This is a genomic window from Verminephrobacter aporrectodeae subsp. tuberculatae (genome assembly GCF_026127385.1).
Lineage (GTDB): Bacteria > Pseudomonadota > Gammaproteobacteria > Burkholderiales > Burkholderiaceae_C > Acidovorax > Acidovorax aporrectodeae.
Genome location: NZ_QZCX01000001.1, coordinates 895,908 through 910,035 on the forward strand (window position 1 = coordinate 895,908; position 14,128 = coordinate 910,035).

The 14,128-nt window shown below is 64.5% G+C and carries 10 protein-coding genes; 2 read left to right on the forward strand and 8 right to left on the reverse strand.

Annotation, left to right across the window (positions count from 1 at the left end; translation table 11 throughout):
* Window positions 1-13: 13 nt before the first annotated feature.
* Together D5041_RS03785 and pxpA are read right to left on the reverse strand one after the other, a co-directional pair.
* Window positions 14-262 carry an acetyl-CoA carboxylase gene (locus tag D5041_RS03785; RefSeq protein ID WP_010104431.1) on the reverse strand — a complete coding sequence of 83 codons (249 nt, stop codon included), beginning with the start codon at window positions 260-262 and terminating at the stop codon, window positions 14-16.
* A gap of 36 nt (window positions 263-298) precedes the next feature.
* Window positions 299-1,078: a 5-oxoprolinase subunit PxpA gene (gene pxpA / locus D5041_RS03790; protein ID WP_010104429.1), complete on the reverse strand. Its 780-nt coding sequence runs from the start codon at window positions 1,076-1,078 to the stop codon at window positions 299-301.
* Window positions 1,079-1,328: 250 nt separating this feature from the next.
* Between pxpA and D5041_RS03795 the strand changes: the two genes are divergently transcribed.
* Entirely contained in the window at window positions 1,329-2,255 is a 927-nt protein-coding gene (locus tag D5041_RS03795; RefSeq protein WP_010104428.1) for a LysR family transcriptional regulator, read from the forward strand.
* 78 nt (window positions 2,256-2,333) lie between these two features.
* On the opposite strand, the gene D5041_RS03800 is transcribed toward D5041_RS03795, so the two are convergent.
* The 6 genes from D5041_RS03800 to D5041_RS03825 all read right to left on the reverse strand — a co-directional run bounded on the left by D5041_RS03800 (window position 2,334) and on the right by D5041_RS03825 (window position 10,540).
* Window positions 2,334-2,963 carry a hypothetical protein gene (locus D5041_RS03800; protein ID WP_265283902.1) on the reverse strand — a complete coding sequence of 210 codons (630 nt, stop codon included), beginning with the start codon at window positions 2,961-2,963 and terminating at the stop codon, window positions 2,334-2,336.
* 117 nt (window positions 2,964-3,080) lie between these two features.
* Window positions 3,081-4,133: a hypothetical protein gene (locus tag D5041_RS03805; RefSeq protein WP_265283903.1), complete on the reverse strand. Its 1,053-nt coding sequence runs from the start codon at window positions 4,131-4,133 to the stop codon at window positions 3,081-3,083.
* A 122-nt stretch (window positions 4,134-4,255) separates the two neighbouring features.
* Window positions 4,256-4,861: a hypothetical protein gene (locus tag D5041_RS03810; protein WP_265283904.1), complete on the reverse strand. Its 606-nt coding sequence runs from the start codon at window positions 4,859-4,861 to the stop codon at window positions 4,256-4,258.
* Window positions 4,862-4,951: 90 nt separating this feature from the next.
* Window positions 4,952-6,412: a hypothetical protein gene (locus tag D5041_RS03815; RefSeq protein ID WP_265283905.1), complete on the reverse strand. Its 1,461-nt coding sequence runs from the start codon at window positions 6,410-6,412 to the stop codon at window positions 4,952-4,954.
* A gap of 729 nt (window positions 6,413-7,141) precedes the next feature.
* Window positions 7,142-9,832, reverse strand: a complete 2,691-nt coding sequence (locus D5041_RS03820; protein ID WP_265283906.1) for a SwmB domain-containing protein — start codon at window positions 9,830-9,832, stop codon at window positions 7,142-7,144.
* Between the two features lie 513 nt (window positions 9,833-10,345).
* Window positions 10,346-10,540, reverse strand: a complete 195-nt coding sequence (locus D5041_RS03825) for a hypothetical protein (RefSeq protein ID WP_265283907.1) — start codon at window positions 10,538-10,540, stop codon at window positions 10,346-10,348.
* Here D5041_RS03825 and D5041_RS03830 point away from each other — a divergent pair.
* Entirely contained in the window at window positions 10,539-14,120 is a 3,582-nt protein-coding gene (locus D5041_RS03830) for a helicase-related protein (protein ID WP_265283908.1), read from the forward strand. The two genes, D5041_RS03825 and D5041_RS03830, sit on opposite strands and share 2 nt — an antisense overlap.
* Window positions 14,121-14,128 lie beyond the last annotated feature (8 nt).

Consider the following 14,128-nt stretch of genomic DNA (forward strand, 5'->3'; position numbering starts at 1 on the left):
GTGCGGCCCTGCCTCATGCGACTGCGATGGTCGCGAGCAACTGCCCCGGTTCGACGGGGTCGCCGTCCTCGACCAGGAACGGGCCCATGCGGCCCGCGACCTCGGCCCGGATTTCGCTGAACTGCTTCATCACCTCGACCAGGCCCAGCACCTCGTCCACGGCGACCGCGTCGCCCTCCGATTTGTAGGGCGGCGCGTCGGGCGAGGGGCGGCGGTAGAAGGTGCCCGGCAGGGGGCTCAGAATCTCATGCGCAGTGGCCATCGGTGTCTCCTGGGAATGGGGGGTGACGCGCAGGGCTCAGGCGAGCGCCAGCATGTTGGCGCCGACGACGCGAATCTGTTTCTCGTCCAGGGCGCGCCGCGTCGCACGCAGCAGATCGAGCGCGCCGGGCGTGTCGCTGTGAATGCATACCGAATCGAACGCGACGGAGATGTCGCGTCCCTCGACCGTGTGCACCAGGCCCTCGGTGCAGGCGCGCGCCACCTTCCGGGCCACGCGCTCGGGGTCGAGGGCCGCGACGCGGCGCGTGAAGACCATGGAGCCGCTCTGGTCGTAGTCGCGGTCGGCGTAGAACTCCCGCACCACCGGCTGCCCCAGCGCCTGCGCGACGCGGTGCACGGTGGAGCCGTCCATGCAGTAGAGGTACAGCCCGGGGTCGATCCGCTGCAGCGCCTCGACCAGCGCCAGCGCCAGCGCCTCGTCGCGCGCCACGTGCATGTACAGCGCACCATGGGGCTTGATGTGTTGCAGCGCGAGCCCCTCCAGGCGCGCGAATTCGCGCAGCGCTCCCAGCTGGTAGAGCATGTCGTGGAGCAACTCGTGCGCCGGCGCGTCGATGTGGCGCCGGCCAAAACCCTGCCGATCGCGCAGGCCCGGATGGGCGCCGATACCGACCCCGTGCTGGCGCGCCATGCCGACCGTCTTGCGCATGATGTTCGGGTCGCCCGCGTGAAAGCCCGTGGCGATATTCGCCGAGCTGATGAGCGGCATCAGCTGCTCGTCCACGCCGTCACCAATGGTCCAGGGGCCAAAGCCCTCGCCCATGTCGGAGTTCAGATCGATTTGCGTTTTCTTCACGGGTTCGGCCTGCGTGTTGAATACCGCTGTGCGATCGGCCGGGTTGACTCGATCAATGCAACGATGGCAAAGAATAGGCTCCCCGCAAGCCGCTGAAAAGTATTTAATTCAGATGCTGTCCTATCTGAAAAAGCAATGTGCCCAGCGGGAAATTTAGTGGTTTACCCCAGGGTTTCTGTCCGCTTTTTGTTCGAATACTCACAGGCTTTTCAGAAAATCAGATTCCCCCCGGCTTCGGACCCGCTTCGCAATGGCGCTGACAATTCGGCAACTCAAATACTTCACCGCGGTCGCCGAGGTGGGCCGCATCTCGCAGGCGGCGGTGCAGCTGAACATCTCGCAGTCGGCGGTCACGACCTCGGTGCGCGAAATCGAGGAGATGCTCAATCAATCCCTGTTCGAGCGCCATGCGCACGGGGTTGAGTTGACCCACGCGGGCCGGCGCTTTCTGAGCCACGCTTACGCGGTTCTGGCCGCCATCGACGCGGCGGAACGCATGCCCAACGAGGAAACCGCCGTCGAAGGCCGGTTGACGATTGCGGCGAGCTACACGGTTCTGGGTTACTTCCTCCCGCACCACTTGCAGCGCTTTGCCCAACTGCACCCGCACATCCACGTCAAGGTGCACGAAGCGGTGCGCCAAGACATTGAGGAGGGCTTGGTCACCCGGCGCTACGACATGGGCCTGATGCTGACCTCGAACGTCGCTTTGACGGAACTCTCGATCGAGACTTTCTTTGGCTCGCACCGCCGGCTGTGGGTTTGCAGCAAGCACCACCTGCTGAAGAATCCCGAGGTCACGCTCGCCGACGTGGCCAAGGAGCCTTACGTCATGCTCACCGTTGACGAGGCCGCCGCGGCGGCGCTCAAGTACTGGAGCCAGACCCCCCTGCAACCGGATATCCGCTTGCGCACCAGCTCGGTCGAGGCCGCGCGCAGCATGGTGGCCAACGGCATGGGCGTGAGCATCCTCTCCGACATGGTGTATCGGCCTTGGTCGCTTGAGGGCCGGCGCATCGAGACCATCAATCTGCGCGACGAAATCCCGCCCATGAACGTCGGCCTGGGCTGGAAACAGGGCATCGATTTTTCCCCCGCGATGACGGCGTTCCGGAACTATTTCAAACAGCATTTCCTGGACCCCGGCTCGACGCGCTCGGGCCGGGGGCGGCCATAGACAGGGATGGGCGCCGGGTGCGCAAGCCCATCCCGCCGCCCGGCCCCCGTGGGTGGCCCTCAGAACCAGAACCCGTCGTCATGCGGCAGGTCCGGCGCCTGCCCCACGAGGGACAGCGGCGCGGCCGGCGTCGAATGGCCCGCCATGGATCGTCGGGATGTCCAGACGCAGCTGCCCACCTTCGATCATCATCTTGCTGTCGTAGCGCGCGCTGCTCAGGTTCACCCAGGTGCCGGCGCCGTCCTGCGCCCAGTAGTCGTTGCTCGTCGCCGGGTTCGCATGCAGTGTGACGATCCGGGCGGTCGCAGCCACGACCACCTTGGCGACAAAGTCCCAGTCCTTGTCGTAGACGAGCACCATGAAGGCCGTTGTGGCCGCAGGGGATTCGTCGTCCAGCGGTTTGTTCTTCGCGATCACGCCGTTGGGGATCGCCTCAAGGCCGAAGGCATTCCATGGGCTGTCGGGGTTCCGTGCCGACGGGGTCGATTGCGGGACGGCCCGGGCCGTGCTGCCCCCCACGACCACCTTATCGACAAAGTCCCAATTGATGTCATGGATGAGCACCTTGAAGAAGGTCGCCGTGGCCGCGGGGGCCTTGCCGTCCAGCGGTTCGTCCTGGTCGGTCACGCCGGTGGGGTTCGCCTCGGCAACGGCGGGGTCGATGTGGCCAGCAGAAGTGCCCATCGTGGGCTTTATTTCGTCAGGCATGGTTTTCCCCTCGTGGTGGGTGTGTTGGTTGGGGTTTGGGCGCCTGCCCCCCGTGGGGGGCATACGGTCCGGGTGCAACGGGGGCGGCCCTGGCAGCCCCCTGAGGAGGGCTCGTCTTCAGAGCCAGAACCCGCCATGCGCCGAATCCAGCACCTGCCCCATGAGGGACAGCGGCGCATGCCCTGCGGCGCCGTCAGCGTCGAGTGGCCCGCCATCGGGGGTCGGGAAGTCCAGCCGCAGCCGCCCGCCTTCGATCACCATCTTGCCGCCGTACAGCGTGCTGGTCAGGTTCAGCCAGGTGCCGACGTTGTTCTGCACCCAGTAGTCGTTGCTCGTCGCCGGGTCCACGTTCAGTGTGACGGCCTGGGCCGTGGCGTCCACGACCAGCTTGTCGGCAAGGCTCCAGTCGGTGTCGTAGACGAGCACCTTGAAGACCGCTTTGGCCGCAGGGGTCTCATCGTCCAGCGGCGCGCCCTGGTCGATCACGCCGCCCGGGTTCGCCTCGATGCCGGAGTCATTCCATGGGCCGTCGGGGTTCAGTACCGACAGGAGGGTGGATTGCGTGGCGGGCCGGGCCGCTGGGGCATCTCCGACCACCTGATCGACAAAGTAGTCCCAGTGGTTTCTGACTTGGACGGGCGTGTTGAAGGCCGTTTGGGCCGCAGGGGTTCTGGCGCCCAGCGGTTTGTCCTGGTCGATCACGCCGTCGGGCTTCGCTGCCGACAGGGTGGATTGCGTGGGGGTCCGGGCCGTGGTGCCCATGGCCACCTGATCGACAAAGTCCCAGTTGATGTCATAGATGAGCACCCGGAAGGCCGTTTTGGCCGCAGGGGTCTTGGCGCCCAGCGGTTCGTCCTTGTCGAGCATGCCATCGAGGTTCGCCTTCAGGGCGGAGCCATTCCATGGGCTGTCGGAGTTCGGTGCCGACATGGTGAATTTCCAGATGTCGCCGTAGCCGTTGGCGTCGGGGGTGTTGGCGCTTGCGCTGGTCCTGGGGGACCCCGTGCCAGCGAAACCTTGCAGGCCGATGGCGAGCGTGTCGGAGCGGACGTTCTGCACCGGCTCGCTGAATCTGAGGGTGAGCACCGTGGTGGATTCGCCGATTCCGGCAACGGTGGGATCGATGGGGTGAGCAGAAGTGTCCATCGTGGGTTTTATCTTGTCAGGCATGGTTTTCCTCCCGTGGTGGGTGTGTGTTGGTTGGGGTTGGGGCGCCTGTCCCCTGCGGACAGGGCCCGTGGTTTGCGGTCCGGGGGCAACGGGGGCGGCCCAGGCAGCCCCCGGGCTGGCCTTCAGAGCCAGAGCCCGCCATGCGCCAGATCCGGCGCCTGCCCCACGAGGGACAGCGGCACCTGCCCTGCGGGGCCAGGGGCGGTGATGGCGTCGTCGGCGCCGCATGGCTCGCCATGGGCGATCTGGAAGTCCCGCCACAGCTGCTCGCTTGCCATCCCCACCACGTCTGCGCGCGGCACCTTGCCCAGGTTCACCCAAGTGCCGGCGCTGTCCTGCACCCAGTAGTCGTTGCTGTTCGTTGCCGAGCCCACATTCAGTACGACGGTCTGGGCTATGGCGTCCACGGCCACATGATCGACAAAGTCCCAGTTGCTGTCATAGACGAGCACCTTGAAGGCCGTTTTGGTTGCAGGGCTCCTGGCGTCCAGCGGTGCGTCCTGGTCGATCCCGCCGGTGGGGTTCGCTGCCGGCGCGATGGATTGCGTGACGGTATGGGCGGTGGTGTCTATGCGCACCTGATCGACGCAGTCCCAGTTGATGTCGTGGATAAGCACCTTGAAGGCCGCCGTGGCCGCAGGGGCCGTGGTGGATTGGCCAGTTCCGACAACGGCGGGGTCGATGGGGTCAGCAGCAGTGTCTATCGTGGGTTTTATCTCGCCAGGCATGGTTTTTCCTCCCGTGATGTATGTGTTGGTTGGAGGCGGTCTGCGGTCCGGGTGCAATGGGGGCGGCCCAGGCAGCCCCCAGGCTTGCTTTCAGAACCAGAGCCCGTCGGATGCCAGATCCGGCGCCTGCCCCACGAGGGACAGCGGAATATGTCCTGCGGCGCCAGGGGTGGTGATGACGTCATCGACGTCGAGCGGCCAGTCATTGGCGATCTGCAAGTCCAGCCACTGTCGCTCGCTTTCCGTCACCATCTCGCAGCAGGAAAGCTGGTTGCGCAGGTTTATCCAAGCGCCGGTGCTGTCCTGCATCCAGTAGACGTTGCTGGCCATCACCGGGTTCACATCCAGTGTGATGGTTTGGGCTATGGCATCCACGGCCACCTTATCGACAAAGTCCCCGTTGTTGTCATAGACGAGCACCTTGAAGGCCGGCTTGGTCGCAGAGGTTTTATTGTCCAGCGGTGCGTTCTTGTCGATCCTGCCGTTGGGGTTCGGTATCGACGGGATGAGGATCCGGGCTGCGACATCCACGGTCACCAGACCGGAAACGGCCTGGTTGCTATCACTGATGAGCACTGCGAAGGATGTTGGGCGCGGAGGGATCCCGTCTTCCAGCGGTTCGTTCTCGAAGATCCTGCTGATGGGGTTCGCCGAGGCGAAGTTATACCGTGCGATGCGGTTGGACACATCACTGACAGAGTTCCAGTCGATGTCGTAGATGAGCACCTTGAAGTCCGTTTTGGCCGTGGGGGTCTTGTCGTCCAGCGGTTCGTCCTTGCCGATCCCGTTGTTGGGGTTGGAGTCATCCCATGGGCTGGGTGTCTGGGGGGCTGCGACATCCATCCGGCGAACAAAGCAAAGGAACTTGTGCAGCGGTTCGTCCTCGTCGATCCCGCCGTTGGGGTTGGAGTCATCCCATGGGGTGGGTGTCTGCTGGGCTGCGGCATCCATTTGGCGAACAAAGCAAAGGAACTTGTACAGCGGATCGTCCTCGTCGATCCTGCCGTTGGGGTCATCCCACGGGCATGCCCACGTGGTGGGTGTCTGGTGGGCCGTGGTATCCACTTGGCCAACAAAGCAAAGGAACATGGCCCAGGTGAATTGCTTGACGGCCTGGGCCGTGGCATCCACGACCACCGGATCGGCAAAGTCCGCGTGTCGGTCATAGGCGAGTGTCTTGAGGGCCGTCGTGGCCGCAGGGGTCCTGTCGGCCAGCGGTTCGTGCTCGTCGAGCACGCCGTTGGGGTTCGCCTCAGGGCCGGAGTCATTCCATGGGCTGTCGGGGGTCGGTGCCGGCGTGATGAATTTCCAGATGCTGCTCCAGGAAAGAGCCGGCTTGTCGCCGTTCACCGCGGACCGGGTGGGGTCCCCGGCGTAGTTCAAGCCGGCGGACGCCGGGATGGAGTCCGCCACGTTGCCGGCGGTGGCATCCCCGGCCAGCGGATCGGCAAAGTCCCAGTGTTTGTCATAGACGAGTGTCTTGAAGGCCGTCGTGGCTGCTGGGGACTTGTCGTCCAGTGGTTCGTTCGTGGGTTTGATGTTGTTGGGCATGGTTTTTTCCTCCCGGGGTGGGCGTGCGTTGGTTGGGGTTTGGGCGCCTGCCTCTCGTGCACAGGGCCCGTGCGGGGGACGGCGGTATGCAGTCCTGCAAGGCTTGGGCGCCTACCCTTTTGGACAGGGCCCGTGGTTTGCGTTGTTCCATGCTGGTGTCAACATGGGCACGCCATCATGGATGCAGCGTCCGGGATGGAGTGCATCAGTACGCAATGAATTGCTTCCCACGGGTAACATGAAATTTGCCGGATCGGGAAGGCGTCGTGCTGGTCAACGCCTGATTCCATAAGCAAATTCCCGATGCCGACGCAGACTGCCGAGCAGCAGGTCCGGGTGGGTCAGGTGCATCCGGCGTGGCTGGTCGGGGGCCGCGCTCGCGGACAGGGCCGGGATCAACCGCAGCACCCTGCGCGCGCGCTGAAACCGGGCAAACCGGGCACCGCAGTCGGGGTGTTTTACGGTTCCTTGGGCGCTGGGCCTGGCCCCGCCGCTGGACGCCGTTGCCGCCCCCGGCATGGGCGGCAAGGTGCGCGAAGCCTCGCACCGCCCTGTGCGGGTCGGCAGGCCCGGGAAGGCGCGCGCGGATTCTGGCTTCTGCGCCAGAAGTTTACGTCCATATACAGTTCCCCGGCGCCCGGGCCCGTCCCGCCACCGCGCCGCCATGGGCGGCCTGCGGTCCGGGCGCAACGGGAGCGGCCCGAGCAGCCCCCGTGGAGGGGGCCGCCTTCAGAACCAGAACCCGTCCTGCGCGAGATCCGGCGCCTGCCCCACGATGGACAGCGGCATATGCCCTGCGGCGCCCGGGGCGGTGATGACGCCATCGGCCTTGCCATCGGCGTCGAACTGCCCGCCATCGGTAATCGAGAAGTCCAGCCGCAGCCGCTCGCCTTCGGCCACCATCTTGCCGCCGTAAGGCTCGCTGGTCAGGTTCACCCAGGTGCCGGTGCTGTCCTGCATCCAGTAGCCGTTGCTCTGCGTCGTCGGGTCCACGAACAGGCTGAAGCTCTCGCTGCTGCCGGTAGTCTCCAGCGTGGCCTGGAAACTCGTCAGCTCGATCGGCGTCTCCAGCGCCTGGGGCAGGTCGGGGGGAGTCGCCTTTTGCTCCAGGCTGGTGATGCTGGCCTTGCTGTTGGCGCTGACATCCCCATCCTGGCTGTCGGCCACCAGGGTGAGCGAGGTGCTGGAATCGCTGCTCGTCTCGGCGTTGGTCGTCGTGACGCTGATCGAGCCGACTGCCGCCTGGAGGCTGTCTGCTATGCCGTCCCCATTGCCGTCGCCGGTGACTGCCCCCGTGGGGCCGACGGCCTGGTCTTCCTGGGAGACAGGAGCTCCGTCGCTGTCCGTGCCCGGCACATTGGGGTGCGGTGCGGGTGTGAAGTTCTTCACATCCGTGGACGCCAAGCTGATCGCGTGGTTGCTCGATGCATCCTGTATGGCCAGGGGGTCGGTGTCGGCCGGGGCGGTGTAGGTCAGCTTGACCACCTCGCCGCTGGCCACTTCGCGGTCGAGCGTCAGGGTGACGGTCCTGTCCATGATGCTGACTTTGCTGACGTGGACGTCCGCAGGGTCGTTGCTGCTCACCCCAAAGGCCGAGGCGGGTGCGGGGCGCTCCGCGTTCAGGTAGCCCGCATCGGTGTAGCTCAGCGTCAAGGTGCTGCCGTTGACCGTGGCGCTTTCGAACACCGGGGGCGTGGTGTCCGTGATCTTGTTGGTCACGGCCTGGTTTGCGAAGCCCGGTGCGTCGTGGCTTCCCGTGTCCTGTATCCGGTCGTCGGTCGCAGGCTGGTTGTAACTCAGCCCGAGCACCTCGCCACCAGCCACTTCGCGGTCGAGTTCCAGGGTGACGGTCCTTCCCGTGACGGTGACTTTGCTGACGGTGATGGCGTCATTTGCGCTGCTGTCCACCGCAAAGGCCGAGGCGGGTGCGATGTGCTGGCCGTCCAGGAGATTGGCATCGGTATAGGTAAGCACCAGCTGTTTGCCATTGACCGTGGGGGCATAGACGCCCTCGGTGATAAGCGACGGGGGGCTGGTGTCTTTCTCGACGGTCACGGGCTTGTCGGTGAAGTTCGCCGCAGGGTTCGTTGCCACATCCTGCACCACGGCCGCGTCGTTGCCCGTGGGCTTGGTGTAGCTGACGGTCAGCGTCTCCGTGTCGGCCACGGTGCGGCTCAGCGTCAGCGTGACGGTCTTGTCCGCCGGATTGACGACGGCTTTCGAGACGGTGATGGCCGTCGGGTCCTTGGTGGCGACCGTAAAGCCTGCGCCGTCACGCAGGTCGATCCCGTTGAGATGGCTCTGGTCCTCGTAGCTGAGTGTCAGCTGGTCGCCGGTGGCCGTGGGGCCGTGGCCGTCCCCGGTGATGAGCGTCGGGGGGGTGGTGTCTTTCGTGATGTTGTCCACGGACTGGCTGGTAAAGTTCGCCGCGCCGTGGTCTGCCGCGTCCCGCACCATATGGTCGCCGGGAGCGGTGTAGCTGACGGTCACCGTCTCAAGGTAGTCCGCCGGACGGCTGAGCGTCAGCGTGACGGTCTTGTCCGCTGCGTTCACGGTGACGCTGTTGACGGGGATGGACTCCTTCTTGGTGTCGCTGCTCACGGTAAAGCCCCCACTGCCTGTCGGCGTGTCCTCGTGCAGGCGGACACTATCTTCGTCGGAGTAGTGAAGCACCAGCGTGTTTCCGTTGACTGTGGGCTTGGGGGAGGTGATGAGTACCGGGGCCTTGATGTCCGGTGTGTTGTTGGTCACGGACTTTTCCAGGGCGGTGTCGGCGTCGTTGCCAGCGAGGTCCTGTATGACGCCGGTTTTGTCGTCACTGGCCTTGGGGTCGGTGTAGTTGACTTTCACCACCTGTTGCTGGAGTACCGGGGTGTTCAGTGTCAGCGTGACGGTATTTTTTGTGGGATCCACGACCACACCATCGGCGATGCCCTGTTCTTTGCCATCGACGAACACAGTGAAGGGCGTTTTGGTCAGAGGGTTCTTATCGTCCGGCAGCTTCAGCGTTTCGCTCCAGGTAAGCTCCAGTTTGTTACCGTTCACCGTGGCACTGCTTATCGTGGGCCGGAGGAGGTCCATGGTGTAGGTCAAGCCGGTGAGCGCCTCGGAGGACTCTCCGTGGTTGTTGGATTGATCGACCATGTCACGGAGGTTCACTTTGATGGCGGATTGGTCTATTTTCAGTGAGTTGTCGGTCTGTCCTGGTATGGTGAATTGCCAGGTGTCGCTGTATCCGTCGGTGGGGTGGATAGCGCTCACGTTGATCACGGGGAAATGAATGATCTTGGCGGGGGTGAGTTCCTTCACCGGTGTGGTGAATTTGATGGTGACAGTGGCGGTTTGGCCGATTCCGACAGTGGCCGGTTCGATGCTGCAGCCAGAAACGTCTATCGTGGGTATTGTGGTGTTGTCAGGCATGGTTTTCCTCCCGTGGGGGGCGTGCGTTGGTTGGGGTTTGGGCTTCTATCCCTGTGAACAGGGCCCGTGGCGTGCGTTGCTGCATGCGGGTGATGCAGTGGCGTGCGGCCCAAGCGCCTGCCAACGCCCGGTGGGGCGGTGCATGCAAGAGGACGTTGGTGGTTCAACATGGGCGCGCCATCATGGGTGCGCCGTCCAGGACAGACTGCATCAATCTGCAATGAATTGCTTCCCGCAGACACCACAAAGTTTTCCCGATATGACAGGTGATATGCGGATAAACGCCTGATTCCATGGGCAAATCCCCGATTCCAATGCAAACCGCCGAGCAACTGGCCCAGTTGGGCCGGCGCATCCGGACCGCGCGCATCCGGCGTGGCTGTCCATCGCAACACCCTGGGCGCAAGGGAACAGGGCAAGCCGGGCACCGCGATCGGGGGGTATTTTTCACGACTCTTTGGGCGCCCGTGTTCTGCCCCGCAAAATAGCAGCACAAAATGAAACGGATGTATTTCACGTCAGCAGAATCTGACTTCTGAGCGCGGGGTTTACCTCTGTACACAGCTTTCCGGCCGGCTGGCCGGCGGCGGTGCCGGTGGTGGATTGGGCATCACTCGGCGCAAAGGCAGCAACACGCATCGGGTGACCATTTGCGCCCGCTTTATATCGTGTGATATAAACACGGAAATTGATCACGCGATGCAGCATGAAACCGGACCAAATCCGCCACCTGCGCAAGACCATGGACTTGACCCAACAGCAGTTCGCAGACCTGCTGGGCGTCTCGTTCGTCACGCTCAATCGTTGGGAAAACGGGCAATCCAGGCCCTCCGCGATGGGGTTGGCGAAACTGCAGCAGTTTTCGGAAAAAGAGCTTGGGCAGGCGGCCGACCGGGAGATGGTGGTCGGGGACACGCGGACCACGCACCGGGAGCCTGAGCGGCTCGATTTCCAGGGCGATGCCAACGCCCTGCGCGTGCTGGTTGAGGGGGAGCGCTTGTCTTACGGGCATCTGTTCAATCCTGCGTTCGCAACGGAAATCAGCGAGATCGATCCGCTCCCGCATCAGCGCATCGCTGTCTACCAGCGGATGCTTCCTCAGCCCCGCCTGCGTTTCTTGCTCGCTGACGATGCCGGCGCCGGCAAGACGATCATGACGGGGCTCTACGTTCGGGAGAGCCTGTCCCGCAGGACGATCCGCCGCGCCATGGTGGTAGCCCCGGCTGGCCTGGTGGGCAACTGGTACCGCGAGTTCCACAAGCTGTTCCAACTGCGGTTCAAGATCGTGGCGGGCGCTGACGCCAAGGAAGGCAATCCCTTTGTTGGCCCCGGCAGCGATTTCATCGTGGTGAGCATCGATAGCCTGCGCGCTTCGCGCTTGTTTGACGCCCTGCGCGACGCGCAGGTCGCGCCCTACGACCTTGTCGTGTTCGACGAGGCGCACAAGCTTTCGGCCCATCGCGACCTGGACGGATCGTTTCGCCCGACGGATCGCTACCGCTTGGCCGAGGCGATTGCCGGCGTGCGTGAGTTGCCTGCGCAGTGGCGCATGCCCTGGGCCGCGCACCACCTGTTGCTGCTCACTGCAACGCCGCACATGGGCAAGGAGTTCCCCTACTACTGCCTGTGGCGACTGCTGGAGCCCGAACTCTTCAGCACCGAAACCGCGTTTGCCAATTTCCCGCGCGCGTCGCGCGAGCGCTATTTCGTGCGCCGCGTGAAGGAGGAAATGCTCGACCTCCGCGGAAAGCCCCTCTACCCCGAGCGACTGTGCGACACGGTGAGCTACGAGCTTGCGCAAGGCCAGTTCAGCGAGCAGGCCCTGTACGACCGCACCACGGCCTACATCCGCCACTACTACAACCAGGCCCGCCTGCTGAACCGGCAGGCCGCACGGTTTGCCATGACCGTGTTCCAGCGGCGCATGGCCAGCAGCACATGGGCCTTGCTCTGCTCCTTCCGGAACCGCCTCGCGAAGCTCGATGCGCTGATCGACGATATCCAGTCCGGGCGGGTGCCGGAAGAGGAGCTGCGCAGCCAGCAGGAGCGCCTGAATCGCAATGTCCGCGAGGGGCGCTTGCTGGACGTTCTGAGCGCCAAGACGGCGGACGAGGAAACGTCGGCGGCTGGCGCAGAAGAGCATGAAGAGAGCGAGGCCGAAGCGCTCGGAGCCTTCATCGCCACCAGCCTGGCCGAGCTTGTGGACGAACGTGGCCAAGTGAAGGAACTGATCGTGCTCGCCGAAACCGTCCATGCGGGCGGCCAGGAGTCGAAGTTCGAGCGCATGGCACAGCTGCTGCGAGCGCCTCAGTACCGCGACCAGAAGGTCATCATCTACACCGAACACCGGGACACGCTGGAATTCCTCACCCGGCGCCTTGAGGGCATGGGCTATGCCGATCAGGTGGCCAGCATTCACGGCGGCCTGGGTTTTGAGGAGCGCGACGCCCAGGTCGAACGCTTTCGCAGACCGCACGACGCCGAAGGCAAGGGCGCCCGCTTTTTCGTCGGCACCGACGCAGCGGCCGAGGGCATCAACCTGCAGTTTTGCTGGATCCTGGTCAACTACGATGTGCCCTGGAACCCCGCGCGGCTGGAGCAGCGCATGGGGCGGATTCACCGCTATGGCCAAAAACGCGACCGCGTCGCCATCGTGAACCTCGTCGCGGGCAAGACCCGCGAGGGCCGGGTCATCAAGACCCTGCTGGACAAGCTGGAGGAGATCCGCAAGCAGCTGGGCTCCGACAAGGTGTTCGACGTGGTGGGCCGCATCTTCGAAGGCATGGCCATCACCGACTACATCCAGCGCGCGGTCGAGTCCGACGACGCGGCGGACAAGAAGGCCCTGGAACTCGCCGGTCAACTGACGCCGGAGCAGATCCGGGCCATCGAGGCGCGCGAGGCGTCCCTCTACGGCGCAGGCGGCGACGTGCTGGGTGACCTGCCCCGGCTTCGCGAGGCAATGGCCATCGAGGAAATGCGGCGCCTGCTGCCGGGCTATGTTCGCCGTTACCTCGAACATGCGGCCCCGGTCATTGGCGTCGATTTCGTCGGAGATCTCGATGGGCACTTCTTCATGCGGCCGCGCAAGTCCGGGGTGCTGGACAGCATTCTTCCTTTGCTCGAAACCTACCCCGAGTCCGCGCGCAACCGCTTTACGGTGTACCGCCCTGACGATGGGCGCGACGCCATCTTCCTGCATCCCGGCGAACCCGTGTTCGAGCGCCTCTCGGCAATGGCCATCGAGAGCGCCCGCAAGCAGGCGCTGCGCGGGGCGATCTTCACCGACGTCAGCGCCAGCGCCCCGTACCTGTTCCATGTGGCGCGCATCAGCGTCGAGCGCGGCGTCGATCCCGGGCTACCGGCCTTCCATAGTCCGGACGCCATCGAGCAGCGCTTGCTCGGGCTTCGGCAATACGCCGATGGGCGGCTGATCGAGACACCGGTGGAACACCTGCTGCTTTTGAAGCCGACGGCCAAGCCCAGCCCTGCAAGCGTCGTCTTCCTGTCCCATAGCGACACGTGGCGCCTGGCTGCGCAGGAACACATTCAGCGCGACATGCTCGCCAAGCTGGCGGAACTGCAACGCATGAGCGCCACCGCGCGTCTCGTGGAAACCGGGGAGTACCTTCAGCGGGCGTTCGACTACCAGGAGTCGGAACTGGCCGCAGCGCGCAAACGCTTCACCGGGAAGGCGCGCGACGGTCACCGAAGCGCCCATGCGGAACTCGATCGCATCAAGGCGCAGCAGAAGAGTCTGGCCCACCGCCGTGAGCAGGCCCTGCTCCAGGCCCGGCGGGAGGTCGAACTGATTCAGCCGGGTCACGTCGAGATGCTGGCCTGCGCGCTGGTGCAGCCCTCCACCGACTCCGAGGACATCAAGGCGCGGGATGCCGAAGTCGAGCGCATTGCGGTGGAAGTGGCCACTGCATTCGAAGCGGCCCAGGGTGCTGATGTGCGCGATGTCTCCACGCCTGCGAGGGCCCGTCTGGCCGGCTTGAACGACTACCCGGGCTTTGACCTGCTGTCCAGGCGCGCGCGGGAAGAGCGCGGCATCGAGGTAAAGGGGCGTGTTGGTGTCGGCGCGATCGAATTGACCGAGAACGAATGGGCGCGCGCCTGCATCCTGCGCGAACGCTACTGGCTCTACGCCGTATTCGACTGCGGGAGCGTTCAGCCACGCCTGCTCAGGGTGCAGGACCCCTTCGCGAAGCTGATTGCCAGGGCACGCGGCAGCGTCGCCATCGCGTACAGCGAGATTGCCAATGCATCGGAGGCTGTCGAATGAACAGCAGA